Annotated in this window: 12 protein-coding genes; 8 read left to right on the forward strand and 4 right to left on the reverse strand. The window is 66.1% G+C overall.

Going from position 1 to position 18,624, the window contains the following annotated elements; all coding sequences use genetic code 11:
* The first annotated feature begins 255 nt into the window (after positions 1–255).
* From C8C94_RS17645 to C8C94_RS17660, 4 genes are all read left to right on the forward strand, one after another.
* On the forward strand, positions 256–2,238 hold the full coding sequence (locus C8C94_RS17645; protein ID WP_121421632.1) for a methyl-accepting chemotaxis protein: 1,983 nt from the start codon (positions 256–258) through the stop codon (positions 2,236–2,238).
* A 144-nt stretch (positions 2,239–2,382) separates the two neighbouring features.
* Positions 2,383–4,035: a class I SAM-dependent DNA methyltransferase gene (locus C8C94_RS17650; RefSeq protein ID WP_121421633.1), complete on the forward strand. Its 1,653-nt coding sequence runs from the start codon at positions 2,383–2,385 to the stop codon at positions 4,033–4,035.
* A 35-nt stretch (positions 4,036–4,070) separates the two neighbouring features.
* Positions 4,071–5,402 (forward strand): restriction endonuclease subunit S, encoded by a 1,332-nt coding sequence (locus tag C8C94_RS17655; protein ID WP_199731283.1) that lies wholly within the window; start codon positions 4,071–4,073, stop codon positions 5,400–5,402.
* A 112-nt stretch (positions 5,403–5,514) separates the two neighbouring features.
* Complete coding sequence (locus C8C94_RS17660; protein WP_158603833.1) at positions 5,515–6,006, forward strand: hypothetical protein; 492 nt, start codon at positions 5,515–5,517, stop codon at positions 6,004–6,006.
* Between the two features lie 44 nt (positions 6,007–6,050).
* Here C8C94_RS17660 and C8C94_RS17665 read toward each other — a convergent pair whose 3' ends face one another.
* Positions 6,051–6,806: a conjugal transfer protein TraN gene (locus C8C94_RS17665; protein ID WP_121421635.1), complete on the reverse strand. Its 756-nt coding sequence runs from the start codon at positions 6,804–6,806 to the stop codon at positions 6,051–6,053.
* Positions 6,807–6,892: 86 nt separating this feature from the next.
* Between C8C94_RS17665 and C8C94_RS17670 the strand changes: the two genes are divergently transcribed.
* Both C8C94_RS17670 and C8C94_RS17675 read left to right on the forward strand, forming a co-directional pair.
* The gene (locus C8C94_RS17670; RefSeq protein ID WP_121422942.1) at positions 6,893–10,174 is read left to right on the forward strand and encodes a type I restriction endonuclease subunit R; all 3,282 of its coding nucleotides are present in this window, start codon (positions 6,893–6,895) and stop codon (positions 10,172–10,174) included.
* Between the two features lies 1 nt (position 10,175).
* A complete protein-coding gene (locus C8C94_RS17675; RefSeq protein WP_233573503.1) occupies positions 10,176–10,898 on the forward strand; it encodes a M48 family metallopeptidase in 723 nt (240 codons plus the stop codon).
* Between the two features lie 81 nt (positions 10,899–10,979).
* On the opposite strand, the gene C8C94_RS17680 is transcribed toward C8C94_RS17675, so the two are convergent.
* Both C8C94_RS17680 and ompR read right to left on the reverse strand, forming a co-directional pair.
* Positions 10,980–12,368, reverse strand: a complete 1,389-nt coding sequence (locus C8C94_RS17680) for an ATP-binding protein (RefSeq protein ID WP_121421636.1) — start codon at positions 12,366–12,368, stop codon at positions 10,980–10,982.
* On the reverse strand, positions 12,365–13,126 hold the full coding sequence (ompR, locus tag C8C94_RS17685) for a two-component system response regulator OmpR (RefSeq protein WP_121422944.1): 762 nt from the start codon (positions 13,124–13,126) through the stop codon (positions 12,365–12,367). The genes C8C94_RS17680 and ompR overlap by 4 nt, the downstream gene beginning before the upstream one ends.
* 212 nt (positions 13,127–13,338) lie before the next feature.
* On the opposite strand from ompR, the gene C8C94_RS17690 reads away from it, so the two are divergent.
* Together C8C94_RS17690 and C8C94_RS17695 are read left to right on the forward strand one after the other, a co-directional pair.
* On the forward strand, positions 13,339–13,935 hold the full coding sequence (locus C8C94_RS17690) for a hypothetical protein (RefSeq protein WP_121421637.1): 597 nt from the start codon (positions 13,339–13,341) through the stop codon (positions 13,933–13,935).
* Positions 13,936–13,988: 53 nt separating this feature from the next.
* Positions 13,989–14,960 (forward strand): alpha/beta hydrolase, encoded by a 972-nt coding sequence (locus C8C94_RS17695; protein WP_121421638.1) that lies wholly within the window; start codon positions 13,989–13,991, stop codon positions 14,958–14,960.
* Positions 14,961–15,027: 67 nt separating this feature from the next.
* Here C8C94_RS17695 and uvrA read toward each other — a convergent pair whose 3' ends face one another.
* Entirely contained in the window at positions 15,028–18,078 is a 3,051-nt protein-coding gene (uvrA, locus tag C8C94_RS17700; RefSeq protein ID WP_121422945.1) for an excinuclease ABC subunit UvrA, read from the reverse strand.
* Between the last annotated feature and the right edge of the window lie 546 nt (positions 18,079–18,624).

The raw sequence follows: 18,624 nt of genomic DNA on the forward strand, positions 1-18,624 counted from the left end.
GGTGCTCCAAGGGGCGGATGTTGGAGCCATTATTCTCCAGCGCGCCCTCTGCCGCCGCCCCGCCTGCATGCCTCCAAAGACGCCCCGCAGGTCGGCGAAAATTGACCTGAGTCAAAACCCTACTCAAAACAGCCCCCTACATTGCGTTACATCCCGCGCGGCCTGATGGAGGGCCGCATCCCAGTCGGCGGGTGCCGACACCCCGCCCCCTGAGGTCTACCCTTTTGCGCACACACCCACCGTGCGCCTACTGCCATGTCCCTTCTTCACCGCTTGAACCTGCTCGAAAAATTCCTCATCCTGGGAACCCTCGGGCTCATGATGAGTGCGCTGCCCACCTACCTGACGGTGCGCGATGCGCTGCACGCCATTGGCCATGCGCGCCACGAGGCGCAGGGCATGGTCCCTGCGCAGGCACTCACCCGCCTCGTGCAGCAGATGCAGGTGCACCGGGGCCTGTCGGTGGGCATGCTGGGCGGCGACGAAACCCTGGCAGCACGCCGCCCCGCTGCGCGCGATGCCGTCAACGCGGCGCTGGACGATGCCACCACCCGCTTTGCGGCCGCCAAGGTGCCCGCCACCCAGATGGCCGCCTGGACCCAGGCCCAGCAGACCTGGCGCACGCTGGAGCAGGCCGTGGCCGCACGCAGCATCGAGCAGGCCCAGAGCACGGCGCAGCACACGCAGCTCATCGCGTCGCTGCTGCAGCTCAACGAATCCTTGCTGCATGCCTATGGCCTGCAGATCGACCCCGACGCCGACACGCACGCGCTGATCCAGGCCTCGCTGGTGCAGGCGCCCATGCTGGGCGAAAAGCTGGGCATGCTGCGCGCGCAAGGCGCCAGCGCCTTGGGCAAACACGAGCTGACGCCCCAGGGCAAGGGCCAGCTGCTGGTGCTGCAGCAGCGTGTGGCCGAGCTGCAGGCCGACACCTTCCGGGGACTGGACCGCGCCCTGCAGGGCAACACCGATTTGAAGCGCGCCCTGGGCAGCAGCGCGCAGGCCGTGCAGGGCCAGATCCAGCAATCGCTGCAGATGGCCGAGCGCGATGTGATCAACGCCAGCGAACTCCAGCTGCCTTCCAAGGACTATTTCGACGCCTTCACCCGCACCATCGAAGCGCTGAACGCACTCAACAACCTGTCCATGGCCAGCCTGGACCAGGCGCTGCAGGCCCGGGTGTCCGACCTGCAGCGGGGGCTGTTGTGGGAGGCTCTGGCGCTGGTCGTAGCGCTCTCGGCCACCTGCGGCATGGCGCTGGTGTTTGTGCGCTCGATGACGGTGCCGCTGTCGCAGGCCGTGGCGCTGTCACGTGCGGTGGCGCAGGGTGACCTGAGCGGCGCCCCGCTGGCCCACGGCACCAACGAAGTCGGCCAGCTGCTGCAGGCGCTGCAGCAGATGCGCAGCCAGCTCACGCAGGTGGTGCGCCAGGTGCGCAACGGTTCTGAAAACGTGGCCACGGCCAGCGTGCAGATCGCCCAGGGCAATACCGACCTCTCGGCCCGCACCGAAAGCCAGGCCAGTGCGCTCGAAGAAACCGCCGCCTCGATGGAGCAGCTCAACGCCACCGTGCGCCAGAACGCCGACAGCGCCCAGCAGGCCAGCCAGCTGGCCGCGAGCGCGAGCACCGTGGCCACCCAGGGCGGCGAGGTCGTGGCCCAGGTGGTCAACACCATGCAGGGCATCAACGCCGCGTCGCAGAAGATCTCGGACATCATCGGCGTGATCGATTCCATCGCCTTCCAGACCAACATCCTCGCGCTCAACGCGGCCGTGGAAGCCGCCCGCGCGGGCGAGCAGGGCCGGGGCTTTGCGGTGGTGGCCAGCGAAGTGCGCAGCCTGGCCGGACGCAGTGCCGAGGCCGCGCGCGAGATCAAGGCCCTCATCAGCGCCAGCGTGGAGCGCGTGGAGCAAGGTACGGCCCTGGTGGACCGGGCGGGCAGCACCATGACCGAGGTGGTGGCGTCCATCCGCCGCGTGACCGACATCGTGGGCGAGATCAGCGCGGCCAGCCACGAACAATCGCTGGGCGTGGCCCAGGTGGGCGAGGCCGTGACGCAGATGGACCAGGTCACGCAGCAAAACGCCGCCCTGGTCGAGGAAATGGCCGCCGCCGCCAGCAGCCTGCAGAACCAGGCCGAAGACCTGGTGCAGGTGGTGTCGGTGTTCCGTCTGGGGGACGAAGGTGCTGCGCATCACACGGCACCGCGCAGCACAGGTTCGCTACAAATTCGATAGCTTCTTGCGCTTTTCCATCAAGCGTTGGCGGCCAATTTGATCCATATTTCAGGGTGAAGCAGCCCTGCGTCTTGCCGGCACGGCAGAATTCAGGGTTTACCTGCCTGCCTGGCCGCCATCTGCGGCCACCCGCTGCCACCCGCCATGTCCACCGCTTCCACTGCAGCCCCCGCACCCAGCACCCCCAACCGCCTCACCCTCGACACCCTCGAAACCTGGCTCTGGGAATCCGCCAACATCCTGCGCGGCTCCATCGACTCCAGCGACTTCAAGAACTACATCTTTGGCCTGCTGTTTTTGAAGCGCTACAACGACGTGTTTGACGAACGCGTGCAGCACCTCATGACCGCTGAGGGCCTGGACGCCCACACCGCCGCCGCCGACGTGCAAGCCACCCGGGGCGAGTTCCCGCCCAGCGCCCGCTGGCCCAGCCTCATCGCACGCACCCAAAACATTGGCGAGGCGCTGGACCAAGCCTTCGCCAAAATCGAAGAGCACAACCCCGACCTGCAACACGTGCTCACCGCCACCCAATACGGCGACAAGCGCGTGCTGAGCGACGCCACCTTGCAGCGCCTGCTGCGCCACTTCAACCAGTACAAACTGGGCAACGCCGACCTGTACAAGGCCGACATGCTGGGCGACGCCTACGAATACCTCATCAAACAATTTGCCGACGACGCGGGCAAAAAAGGCGGCGAGTTCTACACCCCCAAGGCCGTCGTGCAACTGGTGGTCGAACTCATCGACCCCCGCCCCGGCCACAGCGTGTACGACCCCACCTGCGGCAGCGGCGGCATGCTGGTCGAAAGCGCCCACCACGTGGCCGCGCTGCCCGGCGGCACCGTGCTGGGCCAGCCCGATGTCACCCTGTTTGGGCAAGAGAAAAACCTGGGCACCTGGGCCATCGCCAAGCTCAACCTGTATTTGCACAACATGCGCGCCGACATTGCCCACGGCGACACGCTCGACGACCCCAAGCACCTGAGCGGCGGCCACCTGCAAACCTTTGACCGCGTCATTGCCAACCCGCCCTTCAGCGCCAAAGCCTGGTGGCCCCGGCTGGAGATCGAGGCCGAGACCGAGCAAAACGCCGACAACGGCAAAAAGCACAAGTCACCCAACTACAAAACCATTGCCGACCCCTACAGCCGCTTCCTCTACGGCACACCCCCACGCGGCTATGGCGACCTGGCCTTTGCCCAGCACATGCTCGCCAGCCTCAAGGCCGATGGCCGCATGGGAATCATCCTGCCGCACGGCGTGCTGTTCCGCAGTGGCGAGGAAGGCAAGATTCGGGAAGGCCTGCTCTTTGGCACCAGCGCCGCCCAAGGCCACCAGCCGGGCGATTTGATCGAGGCCATCGTCGGCCTGCCATCGGCCCTGTTCTACAACACCGGCATCCCCGCCTGCGTGCTGGTGCTCAACAAGAAAAAGCCCACGGCCCTGCAAGGCAAAGTCATCATCATCGACGCCAGCCGCGACTACGCCGAAGGCAAAGCGCAAAACAGCCTGCGGCCCGAGGATGTGCAACGCATCGTCACCACCCACCAAGCCGCGTTTGAAAAACAAGCGGAGGTTGACCACTACTGCCGCGTGGTCCCCCTGGACGAAATCCGCGCCAACGACGGCAACCTCAACATCGCCCGCTACATCGACAACGGGCAAAAGGAAGACGTGGTGGACGTGCCCGCCACCCTGGCGCTGCTGCGCGAACTGGCCGAGGAAGAGAAGGCGGTGGATGCGCGGTTGAATGGGTATTTGGCGGAGCTGGGGTTGGTGGAGGGTGGGTTGTGAGCGGGGTGGGCAAGCCGGGGTACAAGGAGACTGCGGTGGGTTGGATTCCGGTGGAGTGGACGCTTGGCAAGCTGGGGGACTTTGTTGCTGCACTTCAAGCAGGTGTGAGTGTCAATGCAAACGAGACAGAAACAGGCTGTCTGGATGGGCAGGTGGGCGTCTTGAAAACCAGCGCCGTATTGGGCGGCAAGTTCTTCGCGCACCAGCACAAGGTCGTTGTTCCCGAAGATGTTGACCGCGTCGCTTCGCCGATTCTCGCGGACCGCGTTGTGATCAGTCGAATGAACACTCCGGCCCTTGTCGGGGAGTCTGGGTATGTGCCGACAGCGCAACCGCATCTGTTCCTGCCGGATCGGCTATGGCAAACCGTTCCTTCTGATTGCCCGCACTCGCAACGCTGGTTGTCGTACTGGCTGCAGTTGCCTGCCATCAAAAGTTTGATCGCTGCGGGAGCAACTGGAACGAGCAACAGTATGAAGAACATTTCCAAAGATGTTCTGCTCACGCTGCCTACGCCTCATACACCTTTCCCCGAACAACAAAAAATCGCCGCCATCCTCACCGCCGTGGACGACAAGCTGGACCTGATCGCCCGCCAGATCAGCGCCACCCAGGCCCTCAAACAGGGCCTGATGCAAACCCTCTTCACCCGTGGTGCAGGCACCCCAGACGCCCAAGGCCGCTGGCACCCGCACACCGAGTTTCAAGACACCGAGCTGGGGCGGATTCCGGTGGGGTGGCGGGTGACGACGTTGGAGCAAGTGGCCAATGTGGAGCGTGGCAAATTCTCCGCACGGCCGCGCAATGATCCTCAGTACTTTGAAGCGGGCGACATTCCGTTTATTCAGACAGGCGACATTGCTGGGGCGACCCGCTACGTCAGCCAAAGCTCGCAGTTCATCAACGAAGCTGGTTTGACCGTCAGCCGCCTGTTCCCAGTGGGTACGATCTTCATCACCATAGCCGCCAACATTGGCGACGTTGCGATGGCAAAGATACCAATGGCGTGCCCGGATAGCTTGGTGGGAATCCTTCCAAGCAGTGCTGAGTGCGATGGCATGTGGCTCTACTACTTGCTCAAGAACAGTAAGGAGTACTTTGACAGCCAGTCAACGCAGAACGCGCAGAAAAACATCAACTTGCAAGTGCTGCGTCCTTTCGCATTCGGGCTGCCACCGCTTGCAGAGCAAGCGCACATTGCTGGCAGTTTGGGTTCTATTGACGACAAACTTGAAGTACTCACCACCCAACAAGCCCACTACCAATCCCTCAAACGCGGCCTGATGCAAAAGCTGCTCACCGGCCAGTGGCGGGTGCAGGTGGATGCGGCTGCGCAGGCAACTGCGCACGAAGAGGCCCCTGCATGACGGGCCTTGTAGAACTTGGCACCCCGCTAGTTTTACCAATACAACGCACACCGATGCGAGCCGCCGCATGGTGATTGACAAGCCTACCGCGCAGCGCTTTATCGCAGCCTATATGCATTTCTTGGGAAGCCTACTGACGCCCCAGGAAACCAAGGGTCTGGCGGTCATCCCCTTGCTGAACAAGGGCCGCGCCCGCTTTTTGGCCGACCGCACGCTGCTGGACCGCTACCGCCAAAAGCACCCCCAGACCGACGCCGAGATGCTGGACGCTGTTGCCCAAAGCCAGTTTGGCCGCTGGGTGCACCTCAAGGACACACGCGGCTATTCGGTGCTGCTGGACGACGCGGCCACCCGCGCCTATGGCGTGCTGGGCCTCACGCAGCCGCTGCGCACCATCGACGCGGGCGAGGGCTATGTGATGGGCAGCGGCCTGGTCATGCAGGCCGCGCTGGTGCCACTGAAGGGCCGCTGGGTGTGCGACGGTTTGATTCAAAAACCCGTATGGCTGGGCCCCGGCTACAAGCGCAGCTATACCGAAAGCTACACGGCACTGCGCAAGGCGGGTGGGTTCAGTCTGGGGCCGGTGGCTGGGGTGAATGAGTGAGGAGGAATTAAACAGCCTCTCAGGCTGTCTGCTTTTTCAGTTGGTCAAGCTTGGGCTGGACCACCGTGGCGAATTCCCTTTGCACGTAGGCGGAGATGGATCTCTTGCCCTGCCTTAGCGACTCGATTTCGGAGCTCGTCAACGGTACGGAAGCCCACGAGGTACTGTGCTTCGTTGGCTGTGAGTGCGCGGACTTCGATGCCAAAGATGTCTGGGATTTCATGGGCATACCTCGTTTCCAGTTTTCGCAGCACCATGCGGTCTGCGTGCAGTGATTTCTTTCGCCCTGCGTTCACAAGTACAAAGACATCGTGAACCACGCCCCCTTGCGCCTGTATGTAGTGCGCAAGCTCTGCGAGGGTTCCACCCAGGCTGGTCACATCATCCACAAGCACGTAACGCGCTCCGGCATTTACGGCCCCCTCAAAAGCAGGGCGGGAGATCAGCCGTTCCATCGGGTCTGCGCCGGTATGGTACACCTTGGTCGTTTGGACGATGTTCTGGTCGGCCTTTGCCCCGCAAACGATTGCAGCTACTTCGGCAAGCACCTGTGGGATGGCATTGTCACCGCTGGCTTCCTTGGCATGCGGCGCGACAAAGATGCAATCGGCAGGAAAACGGTCACGGTGTTGGTAGATCTGCGCTAACGCAATGTCGCTCACCAAAGTCAGAGCCGACGGCACGTCACCTGCTTTGGCCTGGGCATAAGCTGCGTGTTGCTTGATGGCTTGGTCTACATCAAACAGGTACAGAGCACTCACTTCAGCGGGGATGGGAAGACTGCGGACTTCAGGGCGCATGGAATGTGGGCGACGAATGCAACTGCGGCCAAGTGTTGCACATTGCCCCGCAAAATACAGCCATTCAAGGGAGCTTGGAAAACCGCATGAGCGCAGAACAACAGGGCGTGGAACTGCCCGCCATTGCCTGGCTGCAAATGCTGGGCTACACGCATGTGCCGGGCAGTGCGGTGCAGGTGGATGCACGCCACCAGGCCCCAGTGCTGGAAGATGTGCTGCGCCCGCGCCTGCTGGCGCTGAACCCCTGGCTGGCCACTGCGCCGGGCGGGGTGGGTGCGGCGCTGCTGGAGCTGCGCAAGCGCATTGCCAGCGGCCTGGCGGCAGACCTGCTGGCGGCCAACCAGGCGCTGTGGCAGCAGGTGCTGCACCGCAGCGACATCCAGCTGGCCGACGCCCAGGGCCGCATGCGCAGCGTGCAGTGGCTGGACGCCAGAGACGCCGCGAACAACGACTTTCATGTGGTGAGCCAGTACGTGGGCCGCAATGCCGATGGGGCGGTGTTCCGGCCCGACTTGTTGGTGTTTGTCAATGGCTTGCCGCTGGCCACCATCGAGTGCAAGGCCAGCCACCACCGGCTGGACGAGGCGCTGGCCCAGCTGGACGGCTACCAGCGCAGCTTTGGGCCGCAGTTTGTGTTCAACCAGGTGTGTGTGGCGCTGAACGCCCGCGCCGGGCGCTACGGCGCGGTGGGCAACAAGCCCGAGGCGTATGCGCGCTACCGCCTGCAGGCCGATGAGCTGGCCACGGTGGCCGGGTTGCAAGGCTTGCCGCCGGGTGAGGAGCCCACCGAGCAAGACCAGTTGCTGTGGGCGCTGTTTGAGCCCAGCCGCTTTGTGCAACTGGTGGTGCACTTTGTGCTGTTTGAAACCCGTGACGGGACCACGGTGAAGAAGCTGCCGCGCTACCAGCAGTGGCGCGCGGTGCGCAAGGCGGTACAGCGCCTGACGGCCCCTGTGCCGCAGGGCGGCGTGGTGTGGCACACGCAGGGCAGCGGCAAGTCGCTGACGATGGCGCTGTTGGCGCGCATGCTGCGGGCCGACAGCACCGGCCTGGGCAACCCAACGGTGCTGGTGCTGACGGACCGCAAGGACCTGGACAAGCAGATTCTGGACACCTTCCACGCCGTGGGTATCAAGGCGGTGCAGGCGGTGTCGGTGGACGGGCTGGTGAAGTTGCTGGGCAACGACTATGGCAGCGTGTTTACCAGCACGGTGCAGAAGTTTCAGGAGGGTGAACGTGAGGGTGGGGCCGACCCTGCGCCGCCCACCGCAGCGCAGGCGCTGCCCGATGAGGATGACCCTGGCCACGCCGAGCGCCGCCGCCGTGTGCGCGAGGGCAAAGAGTTTTTCATGCTGTACGAGCGCAATGTGCGCCACGGCCAGGTCGATGCCGATGGCGTGCTACAGCCCCCGCATTGGGTGGAGCTGGGGCGTGAAAAGGTGCACTTTCGCGTGCTGAGCAGCAAGCCCAACTTTTATGTGCTGGTGGACGAGGCGCACCGCAGCCAATACGACTTTTTGGCGGCGTTTATGCGCGCCAGCCTGCCGCAGGCCCAATTCATTGCCTTTACCGGCACGCCGCTTTTGCAGGACGACAAGCACACGCTGGGCGAGTTTGGCGGGGGTTCGTACATCGACGAGTACCGCCTGCACGAGGCGGTGGCCGACGGGGCAACACTGCCCATCAAGTACATCGACGCCTGGGTGGCGCTGGCCGCAGACGCGGGGCTGGATGCCGCCTTCAAAGAGCAGTTTGCGCACCTGCCCGAGGCCAAGCAACTGGCCCTGCAGCGCGTTCTGCTGGGCCGCTGGCGCGAGGCCCAGGGCCGCATGCAGCAGGTGGCCGCGCACCTGGTGGCGCATTTCATCAGCAACGTGCAGGCCAAGGGGCTCAAGGCCATGCTGGTGTGCGACGGGCGCGACCGGGCCGTGGCCTACAAGGACCTGCTGGACGCCTTGATGGTGCAGCGCACGGCACAGGGCCTGCCGACGTTTGAGAGCCGGGTGGTGGTATCGCTGGCGGGCATGACGGCGGCGCGCACGGGCCTGTCGGTGCAGGAAGAGGCCGCGAGATATGGGGTGGACCTGCGCAAGGTCATCACCATCGAAGAGCGGGTGCGCCAGGAGCGAGACGCGGGCCTGGAGCCCGTGGCCCTGCCCGCCGAGCAGGTGGCCGACTTTGTGGGCAAGCAGTTTGCGCAGGCGGACAACCCGGTGGGGCTGGTGATTGTGTCGGACATGCTGCTGACGGGCTGGGACGCGCCCATTGTGGGCACCATGTACCTGGACAAGCCCATCAAGGAGCACACGCTGCTACAAGCCATTGCGCGGGTAAACCGCACGCTGCCGCCGCACAAGAACGCGGGCTACATCGTGGACTACCACGGCGTGGTGGACGAGCTGGACGCGGCGCTGAAGCTGTATGGCGGCGACGTGACGCCCCAGCAGGTGTGGCAAAGCGTGGAGAGCGAGCTGCCCCGGCTGCAAGCCACGCTGGAACGCATCTTGCGCCTGCTGCCCCGCCAGCACGACCCGGTGCGCGAGCGCGAGGCCTACAAGCTGGCCGCCGAGCGCTTTCTGGACCCGGCCACGCGGCTGGATGCGGTGGAGGACTTTTTGGAGCTGGTCAAACAGTTCAACCGCAGCGTGGACATCATCTTGCCGGACGTGCGCGGTGTGCCGTTCAAGCCCTACTTCACGCTGCTGGCCGAGATCCGTCTAATGCTGCGCGACAAGCTGCCCGAGGGCGCGCAGCGCGAGCGCATTACCCGGCTGGAGAGCGTGCTGCTGCAGCGCCTGCTGGACGAGCATGTGGACGCCAGCCCGGCGCGCAGCCTGCTGGGCAAGGAGGTGTCCATCCTGAACGCGGGCGACATGGCGCGGCTGAAGGCGCTGGCCAGCCCCGGCAGCCAGGCGCTGGTGATGAAGAACCAGCTCAAGCACACCATTGCCACCGGGCGCGACAAAGACCCCGGCTTTTTTGACAAGCTGGCCGAGGAGCTGGACCGGCTGCTGGCTGAAGAGAAGGCGGGCCGCATCAGCCAGGCGCAGTTTCTGGAGCAGCTGGAGCTGTTTGGGGCACGCATTCGCGACAAGGACAACACGGGCTTTGCATCGGCCGCCCAGTCTGCCGTGTACCACTACCTGGGCACGGTGCTGGATGCCGACACCGCCAAGGCGGCCACTGCGCAGTTGTTTGCCAATGCAGAACTGGCCCGCACCCTGGCGGCCAACTGGAAGCAAATGCCGCAACTGCACCCCGACCTGAAAGACCTGCTGCGCCAGTTGCTCGTGCCGCTGGCAGGTTGGGAGCGCAGCGTGGCGCGCGACCACGCGGGGCGCGTTCTGGACATCCTGCTCAAAAACTGAGATGGCGGCCCCCATTCACACGCTGCAGTACGGGCAGACGCGCATTGCGTGGTGCTTTCGTGCGGATTCGCGCCTGAAGCGCCACTACGTGACGGTGGAGCGCGGCCAGCCGGTGCTGCTGCGCGGCCCGCGCGTGGAGCTGGCCGAGCAAGAAGCGCTGGTGCGCCAGCGCGCGCGCTGGATCCGCGACAAGCAGGCACAGGTGGAGCAACCCCAGGTGCCGGGTGATGTGATTACCGGCAGCCGCCTGCGTTATGCCGGGCGCACCTGGTTTACCGAGGTGCGCCATGTGCCGGGGCTGCCCCTGCCGCGGCTCACGTTCACTGCGTCGCGCTTTGTGCTGGAGTGCCCCACGGGCCGCAGCGTGGCGCCCCCGGTGCTGACGCCGTTGCTTGAGGACTTCTACCGCCAGCGCGCGCTGGGCAAACTGCCGCTGCGCGTGCGCCACTGGGAGCGGCAGACGGGCCTGCAGGCCCATGGGGTGCGCGTTCGCACGTTCCAGGCCCGCTGGGCCCACTGCAACACACATAACGTGCTGGAGTTCCACCCGCGTGTGATGGAGCTACCTGCCAGCGTGCTGGACTACGTGATCGTGCACGAGCTGTGCCACACGGTAGAAAAGAGCCACACCCGCGCGTTCTGGGCCTTGGTGGCGCGGCACCTGCCTGGGTGGCAGGTGCATCACGCGGCGCTAGAGAGCGCTGCGCTGGGGGCGGCGGTGTAGGTGTAGAGCGTCGAAAACAGCGCTCTTTAGGTTTCTTGGTTTTTGGGCTCTGCTCACAAAAAAGCCCCACCTGCGTGGGCTCTACACCACCGCCACCGGCAGCACCAGCCGCGCACGCAGCCCCTGGCCGAGGGCGCTGTGCAACTCCAGCGCACCCCCATGGGTGCGCGCCACGCGCTCGGCAATCGCCAGCCCGAGCCCGGCCCCCGGTGCGCCCGCACGCGCCGTGCCGCCGCCACGTGCAAAAGGCTGGCGCATGCGGTCGATCTCTTCGGCGGTGATGCCGGGGCCCTGGTCCTGCACCTCCAGCCATACCTGGGTGGCGTCTGCCCCCGTGCGCAACACCACCGGCGGCGCACCGTGGCGCCAGGCGTTTTCCACCAGGTTGTCCAGCGCGCGGCGCAGGGCCTGGGGGCGCACGGGCACGTCGGGCAGGGCACCCAGTTCCAGCACCAGCGCGCGGCCATGGTCGGCCTGCGCCTCGGCCACGGCCTGGGCCAGGTCGTTGAGCGATGCGGTGGTGGGCGCCTCGGCCTCACCGCTGCGTGCGAACTGAAGGAATTGGCCCACGATGCCATCCATCTCGTCAATGCTGCGCGCCATGCTGGCCGCCAGCGGCGCATCGACCTGCGGACCCGCAATCTCCACCCCCAGGCGCAGCTTGGTCAGCGGCGTGCGCAGGTCGTGCGACACACCGGCCAGCATCAGTGCACGCTCGTGGTCGGCGGCGGCCAGGCTCTGCGCCATCTGGTTAAAGCTGCGCGCCACGGTGGCGATTTCTTCAGGCCCATCATCCGGCAGGGTTGCGGGCGACTGGCCGTGCGCCAGTTGCTGCGCCGCGCCCACCACCTGCACCAGCGGGCGGTTGATATGGCGCTGCAGCCACCACGCGCCCAGCAACGCCAGCAGCATGCTGGCCAGTGTGGCCACCAGCCAGGCGCCGGTGAACTCACGGCTGGGGAACACGCTGGGCAGGTTGAGCCAATAGCTCTCGGGCCCCTCCGCGCCCTCGTGCACCACACGCAGGGACAGCACGCCGGTGCTGTCGCGGCGCCATATCGGTTGCGGCGGCTGCGTCGGTCGCGGTGTCTGTGTTGCAGCATCGTCCGCACCCAGACGGCGCGACACGGCCTGCACAAACTGCCGCTCCAGGGGCGACAGCAGCGCACGCCGCGCAGCGCTCTCCGGCGCAGCCGGCGGTGCGGACAACACGGCCTGCCGGTTGAACGCCTCGACAAATGCCACACGCTGCGCCGGGGACAGTGCCTGCAGCCCCGCACGCAGCGCGGCCACATTGCGCGCCACGCCATCGGCCACCTGCGCCACACGGGGCTTGAAGATCATCTGCCGCACCAGCACCGCCGCCACCAGCTGCCCCAGCACGATGAGCGCGGCCATCAGCAGCAGGTTGCGCCCGAGCAGGCTGCGTGGCCAGAGCCCCCAGCGGCGGGTGGTTGCAAAGGCCATCATGGCTGGCGCCCCCCGCCCGGCGCAGCGCCATCGGGCACAAACACATAGCCCACGCCCCACACCGTGCGGATGTGGCGCGGCTGGGCCGGGTCTGCCTCGATGAGCTTGCGCAGGCGCATCACCTGCACGTCGATGCTGCGGTCGGTGGCGGTGTGGTCGGGCCCATAGGCCAGCGCGATAAGCCGGTCGCGCCCGAGCGGTCGGTGTGGCTGCTGGGCCAGCGCCTGCAGCAGTGCGAACTCGCCGGTGGTCAGGGGCACGTCCTGCGCACCCTGACTGTGGTTGTCGTTGCGCTCCAGCCGGCGCTCATCCAGCCACAGCGTGAAGGCGCCAAACACAATTCGCCCACCCGCCTGGCGCGGCCCGGTGTGGGCGCCCAGCACGCGCTGGCGGCGCACCATGGCCTGGATCCGGGCCAGCAGCTCGCGCGGGTTGAAGGGCTTGGGCAGGTAGTCGTCTGCGCCCATCTCCAGGCCCACGATGCGGTCCACCGGGTCGCCGCGTGCGGTGAGCATCAGGATGGGAATGGTCTCGCCCTGTGCGCGCAGGCGGCGGCAGATGGCCAGGCCGTCCTCGCCGGGCATCATCACGTCGAGCACCAGCACATCGAAGCGCTCGCGCTGCAGCAGCACATCCAGCGGGCCCGCCCCATCGACCGTGCGCACGGTGTAGCCCTGGTCGCTGAGGTAGCGCTGCAGCAGGGCACGCAGGTCGGGCTCGTCATCGGCGACCAGGATTTTGGCCAGGGGGTCGGTCATGGGTACCAAAGGGGGCGAGTAGGCAAAAGGCGACAGCGTTTGCCAATGGTAGGCGGTTGCCGCGCGCATGCACTCCCGGCCATGACAAGGCATGGCGTTGCCACTGGCGTCTGTCATGGTTTGTCATACCTGGGCGCGCGTTTGCCATCACTGGCACACACCTGCCCGCCACAGTCGGTACCTGTTCACCGACTTACCAAGGAGCTGCCGCCATGACCCCGCTGAACCGCCCCACCGTGCACGACCTGTTGCAGCGCCCCGCGATGGCAGCGGGCGTTTTGATGTTCTCGGCCTCCATGGCCGTGCTGCTGGCTGCCTTGCTGGCATTGGCCGCCCCGGCAGACGCCAACGCCCGCACCCGCCGCAGTGTGGAACACAACGCCGATGGCAGTACCACCACCCACACCGGCGTGGCCCGCAGTGGCCCGAACGGCGCGATGCTGCGCGGCCGCACCGCCACCACCGATGGGCAGGGCAACGGCAGCGTGACCCGCCGCGGCGCCGCAGTCGGCGTGCAGGGCGGGGTGGCCGCACGCCAGGGCAGCACCACCCGCAGTGTTGACGGCAGCGCCAGCCACAGCGGCACGGTGTCCGCCCAGAATGCCCAGGGCAGCCTGCACAGCAGCGGCGGGGCGAGCCGCAATGCCGACGGCAGCGTGGAGCAGGCCCGCAGCACCACCGCCACCAGTGCGGCCACCGGCAACAGCGTGCAGACGCAGAGCAGCTACAGCAAGGACAGCGGCTTGAGCCGCAGCGCCACCTGCTACGACGCGAGCGGCACAGCCATGGCTTGTCCGACGCGGCCTTGACGCCGCCTGTACCCAGCCATCGATTGCCGCCCTCTGAACTCAGGAGCCTTGCCATGTCCCTGCGCCGCACCCTCACCTTGACCACCCTCGCCGCGCTCACGCTGGCCACTGCCAGTGCGCAGGCCCAGACCACCGCGCACAACGGTGGCCGCCTGCGCGCTCTCATCGCGCAAAAGCAGGCAGCCGCCGCACCGGCAGCCCTGTCTGCAGGCGTGCAGCGCATCGCCGATGTGCCCTACGGCACCGACCCGGCACAGCGCATGGACGTGTATGTGCCCACCAGTCCCACCACAGGCACCAACAGCCTGGTAGCCAGCGCGGTGCGCGCGCCGGTCATCTTCATGGTGCATGGCGGCGGCTGGCGGCATGGCGACAAGGCCATGGGCCGCGTGGTGCAGGAGAAGGTGAACCGCTGGGTGCCCAAGGGCTTCATCCTCATCTCCATCAATTACCGCATGCTGCCCGACGCGCCCGTGGCCGTGCAGGAGCGCGATGTGCAGGCCGCCCTCATGGCCGCGCAGCAGCGCGCGGGCACCTGGGGGGGAGACCCGAGCCGCTTCATCCTCATGGGCCACTCGGCCGGAGCCCACCTGGTGGCCCTGCTCAATGCCCGCGCCCCGCAGGCACTGCGCGAAGGCGCCTGGCCGTGGCTGGGCACGGTCTCGCTGGACAGCGCCATGATGAACGTGCCCGCCCGCATGCGCGCCCCGCACCTGCCGCTGTACGACGACGCCTTTGGCACTGACCCGGCTTATTGGGTGGCCATGTCGCCCTTCCACCAGTGGACGGTAGGCGCCCCGCCCCTGCAGATGGTGTGCTCCACCCAGCGGGCGGACGACCCCTGCCAGCAATCCGATGCCATGGCCCGCCACGTGCGCAACCAGGGCGGCCGCGCCGAGGTGTTGCCGCAGGACCTGGACCATGGCGAAATCAACGCCCAACTGGGCCTGGACAGCGACTACACCCGCGCGGTGGAGGCCTTCATGGGATCGCTGGATGCGGAGGTGGCCCGTCGCTTGCAGTGATGCAGTGGCAATTTGCTACTGCATCAATAGCTATTAACGCTTGATAGATAAGCGCTAGCAGCCATTTTCATTCAGATTTCGCCTGCAGGTAGGGCGCCAGATACCGCCCCGTATGGCTGGCCGGGTTGGCTGCCAGCTCCTCCGGCGTGCCCACGCCCACCACGGTGCCACCGCCCGCACCACCCTCCGGCCCCATGTCGATGAGCCAATCGGCGGTTTTGATCACGTCGAGGTTGTGCTCGATGATGACGATGGTGTTGCCCGCGTCGCGCAGCTGGTGCAGCACCTTGAGCAGCAGGTCAATGTCGGCAAAGTGCAGGCCCGTGGTGGGCTCGTCCAGGATGTAGAGCGTGCGGCCGGTGTCGCGCTTGGAAAGCTCCTGCGCCAGCTTCACGCGCTGCGCCTCGCCGCCCGACAGCGTGGTGGCCGCCTGGCCCAGGCGGATGTACGACAGGCCCACATCCAGCAGCGTCTGCAGCTTGCGCGCGATGGTCGGTACGTCCTTGAAGAAGGCGGCGGCGTCTTCCACCGTCAATTCCAGGATCTGCGCGATGTTCTTGCCCTTCCACAGCACTTCCAGCGTTTCGCGGTTGTAGCGCTGGCCGTGGCAGATGTCGCAGGGCACGTACACGTCGGGCAAAAAGTGCATCTCCACCTTCACCACGCCATCGCCCTGGCAGGCCTCGCAGCGGCCTCCGGCCACGTTGAAGCTGAAGCGCCCGGGGCCATAGCCGCGCTCCTTGGCGGTATTGACCTCGGCCATCAGCTCGCGGATGGGTGTGAACAGGCCGGTGTAGGTGGCCGGGTTGCTGCGCGGCGTGCGGCCGATGGGGCTCTGGTCGACGTTGATGACCTTGTCGAAGTACTCGATGCCCACGATCTCGTCGTGCGCGGCCGGCTCTTCGTGCGCGCGGTACAGCTGGCGGGCCACGGCAGCGTACAGCGTGTCGTTGACCAGCGTGCTCTTGCCCGAGCCCGACACGCCCGTCACGCAGGTGAGCAGCCCTACGGGGAAGTCCACTGTGACGCCCTTCAGGTTGTTGCCCGTGGCGCCTGCCACGCGCAGCGCCTGCAGGGCACCCTGGCGCGCGTGGTGTTCGGCCATGCGTTCGGCGCGGCGTTTGCTGGCCTCGGTTTGCGGAAAGCGTGACTTGGCCTTGGCCTCGACCACGGGAGCGGCCTGCTCCAGCACCGGCAGCCAGGGCGTGCGGCGCGGGGGCACGGCAATCGAGCGCGCGCCCGACAGGTACTGGCCCGTGAGCGACTGGGTGTTGCCACGCACTTCGTCGTACGTGCCCTGCGCCATCACGCGCCCGCCGTGCACACCCGCGCCGGGGCCCATGTCGATCACGTGGTCGGCGGCGCGCATCATGTCTTCGTCGTGCTCGACCACGATCACGCTGTTGCCAATGTCGCGCAGGTGCTTGAGGGTGGCGATCAGGCGGTCGTTGTCGCGCTGGTGCAAGCCGATGCTGGGCTCGTCCAGCACATACATCACGCCCGTGAGGCCCGAGCCGATCTGGGACGCGAGGCGGATGCGCTGCGCCTCGCCGCCGCTGAGCGTTTCGGCGCTGCGGTCCAGGCTCAGGTAGCTCAGGCCCACGTCGTTCAAGAACTGCAGGCGCGTGGCGATCTCACGCACCACCTTGTCGGCGATCTCGGCCTTGGCGCCGGTCAGCCTCAGGTCGTTGAACCAGCCATGGGCGGTGTTCAGCGTGGCGTGGCTCACTTCGTAGATGGCGCGGGCCTGATCGCCCTCGCCCAGGCGCACATGGCGGGCTTCGCGGCGCAGGCGCGTGCCGTGGCATTCGGGGCAGGGCTGGGTGCTGCGAAAGCGCGCCAGGTCCTCGCGCACCACCACCGAATCGGTCTCGCGGTAGCGCCGTGACATGTTGGGGATGATGCCTTCGAAGGGGTGCTTCTTGGCATACACCTTGCCCTTGGAAGCACCGCTGTCCATGATGTAGCTGAAGGCGATTTCTTCCTCGCCCGAGCCGTGCAGGATGGCGTGCTGCACCGGTGCGGGCAGAGATTCAAACGGCGCCTCGATGTCAAACGCGTAGTGCTTGGCCAGGCTCTCCAGCATCGCAAAGTAGTAGCCGTTGCGCCGGTCCCAGCCCTTGATGGCACCGCTGGCCAGGCTCAGCGTGGGGAAGGCCACCACACGCGCCGGGTCGAACACATCGCGCTGGCCAATGCCGTCACACGCGGGGCACGCGCCCATGGGCGAGTTGAACGAGAACAGGCGCGGCTCCAGCTCCGGCAGCGAATAGCTGCAGACGGGGCAGGCGAACTTGCTGCTGAACAGGTGCTCTTGCCCCGTGTCCATCTCCAACGCCAGCACGCGGCCATTGCCCTCGTGCCCGCCCACGCGCAGCACCGCCTCGATGCTCTCGGCCAGGCGCTGCTGCAGGTCGGCCCGCACCTTGATGCGGTCGATCACCACGTCGATGTTGTGCTTCTCGGTTTTCTTGAGCGCGGGCAGGTTCTCGTGCTCGTAAATCTGGCCATCCACCCGAAAGCGGACGTAGCCCAGCGCCTGCATCTGCGCGAACAGCTCGGTGAACTCGCCTTTTTTCTCGCGCGCCACGGGGGCCAGCAGCATGAGCTTGGTGTCTTCGGGCAAGGCCAGCACGGCATCCACCATCTGGCTCACCGTTTGCGCGGCCAGCGGCAGGTTGTGGTCGGGGCAATACGGCGTGCCAGCGCGGGCGTACAGCAGACGCAGGTAGTCGTGGATCTCGGTCACCGTGCCCACGGTGGAGCGCGGGTTGTGGCTGGTGGCCTTCTGCTCGATGGAAATCGCGGGCGAGAGGCCTTCGATCAGGTCTACATCGGGCTTGTCCAGCCGCCCCAGAAACTGCCGCGCATAGGCCGACAGGCTCTCCACATAGCGCCGCTGGCCCTCGGCATACAGCGTGTCGAACGCCAGGCTGGACTTGCCCGAGCCCGACAGCCCGGTGATCACCACCAGCTGGTTGCGCGGGATGTCGAGGTCGATGTTCTTGAGGTTGTGCGTGCGCGCCCCCCGGATGCTGATGCGCTGCTCGCGCAGGGCGCGGGCGAGGTAAAGGCCGTCATCGGGACGTGCATCAAGGGGAAGATCGGAAACGGGCATGGTGCGGCAGAAAAGGTCGAACCCACCATGATAGGCGCGGACCATCTTCTGCAGAGGCGGTGCGGTCGAAGGCGCATCCGGGGGCGGGGGCAAACCCTCCTTGGCACTCTGCACAGGGGCCTACCCTGGTTGGACCGCAGAGGTCCACCCGGTTTTCGGTCATTTGCTTGAAAGCAGCACCGCACAATTTCCTGCCGTGCCGCGCACCGTGGCCCGCGCGGCGGGCCTCGTTGCAATTACTTTCAATTGCAACGAGTTATACGCTCGCCGACGCCGGTCCCCCTTTCATCCGGGCCCGCCGCCTTGCGCAGACTCATGCAGCGTCGCCAGAGGTCCTGTGTGCGCTGCGCTTCCACCCCCGGCCCATGCGCAACCGTTTCTTGCGTGTTTGGAAATGCTGTGCCTATACTGATTTTTAATAATTCTTCACAATTCGACCCGCTGGCTGAGAGAGTGTGAGCAAGAGGAGGCCGGGGTCGATCTTTTTGTATGAGTACTGCCCCTGCCAGCGACTCTAGCCCTTGCGTTGCCCCGGCCAACTTGGCC

Source organism: Acidovorax sp. 94 (assembly GCF_003634645.1).
Taxonomy (GTDB): domain Bacteria; phylum Pseudomonadota; class Gammaproteobacteria; order Burkholderiales; family Burkholderiaceae_C; genus Acidovorax; species Acidovorax facilis.

Coding starts and splice junctions, on each gene's coding strand:
- C8C94_RS17660 (WP_158603833.1), top strand. CDS start 5,515: ATGCATTTCTTGGGAAGCCTACTGACGCCCCAGGAAACCAAGGGTCTG.
- C8C94_RS17690 (WP_121421637.1), top strand. CDS start 13,339: ATGACCCCGCTGAACCGCCCCACCGTGCACGACCTGTTGCAGCGCCCC.
- C8C94_RS17670 (WP_121422942.1), top strand. CDS start 6,893: ATGAGCGCAGAACAACAGGGCGTGGAACTGCCCGCCATTGCCTGGCTG.
- C8C94_RS17645 (WP_121421632.1), top strand. CDS start 256: ATGTCCCTTCTTCACCGCTTGAACCTGCTCGAAAAATTCCTCATCCTG.
- C8C94_RS17665 (WP_121421635.1), bottom strand. CDS start 6,806: ATGCGCCCTGAAGTCCGCAGTCTTCCCATCCCCGCTGAAGTGAGTGCT.
- C8C94_RS17675 (WP_233573503.1), top strand. CDS start 10,176: ATGGCGGCCCCCATTCACACGCTGCAGTACGGGCAGACGCGCATTGCG.
- uvrA (WP_121422945.1), bottom strand. CDS start 18,078: ATGCCCGTTTCCGATCTTCCCCTTGATGCACGTCCCGATGACGGCCTT.
- C8C94_RS17650 (WP_121421633.1), top strand. CDS start 2,383: ATGTCCACCGCTTCCACTGCAGCCCCCGCACCCAGCACCCCCAACCGC.
- ompR (WP_121422944.1), bottom strand. CDS start 13,126: ATGACCGACCCCCTGGCCAAAATCCTGGTCGCCGATGACGAGCCCGAC.
- C8C94_RS17695 (WP_121421638.1), top strand. CDS start 13,989: ATGTCCCTGCGCCGCACCCTCACCTTGACCACCCTCGCCGCGCTCACG.
- C8C94_RS17680 (WP_121421636.1), bottom strand. CDS start 12,368: ATGATGGCCTTTGCAACCACCCGCCGCTGGGGGCTCTGGCCACGCAGC.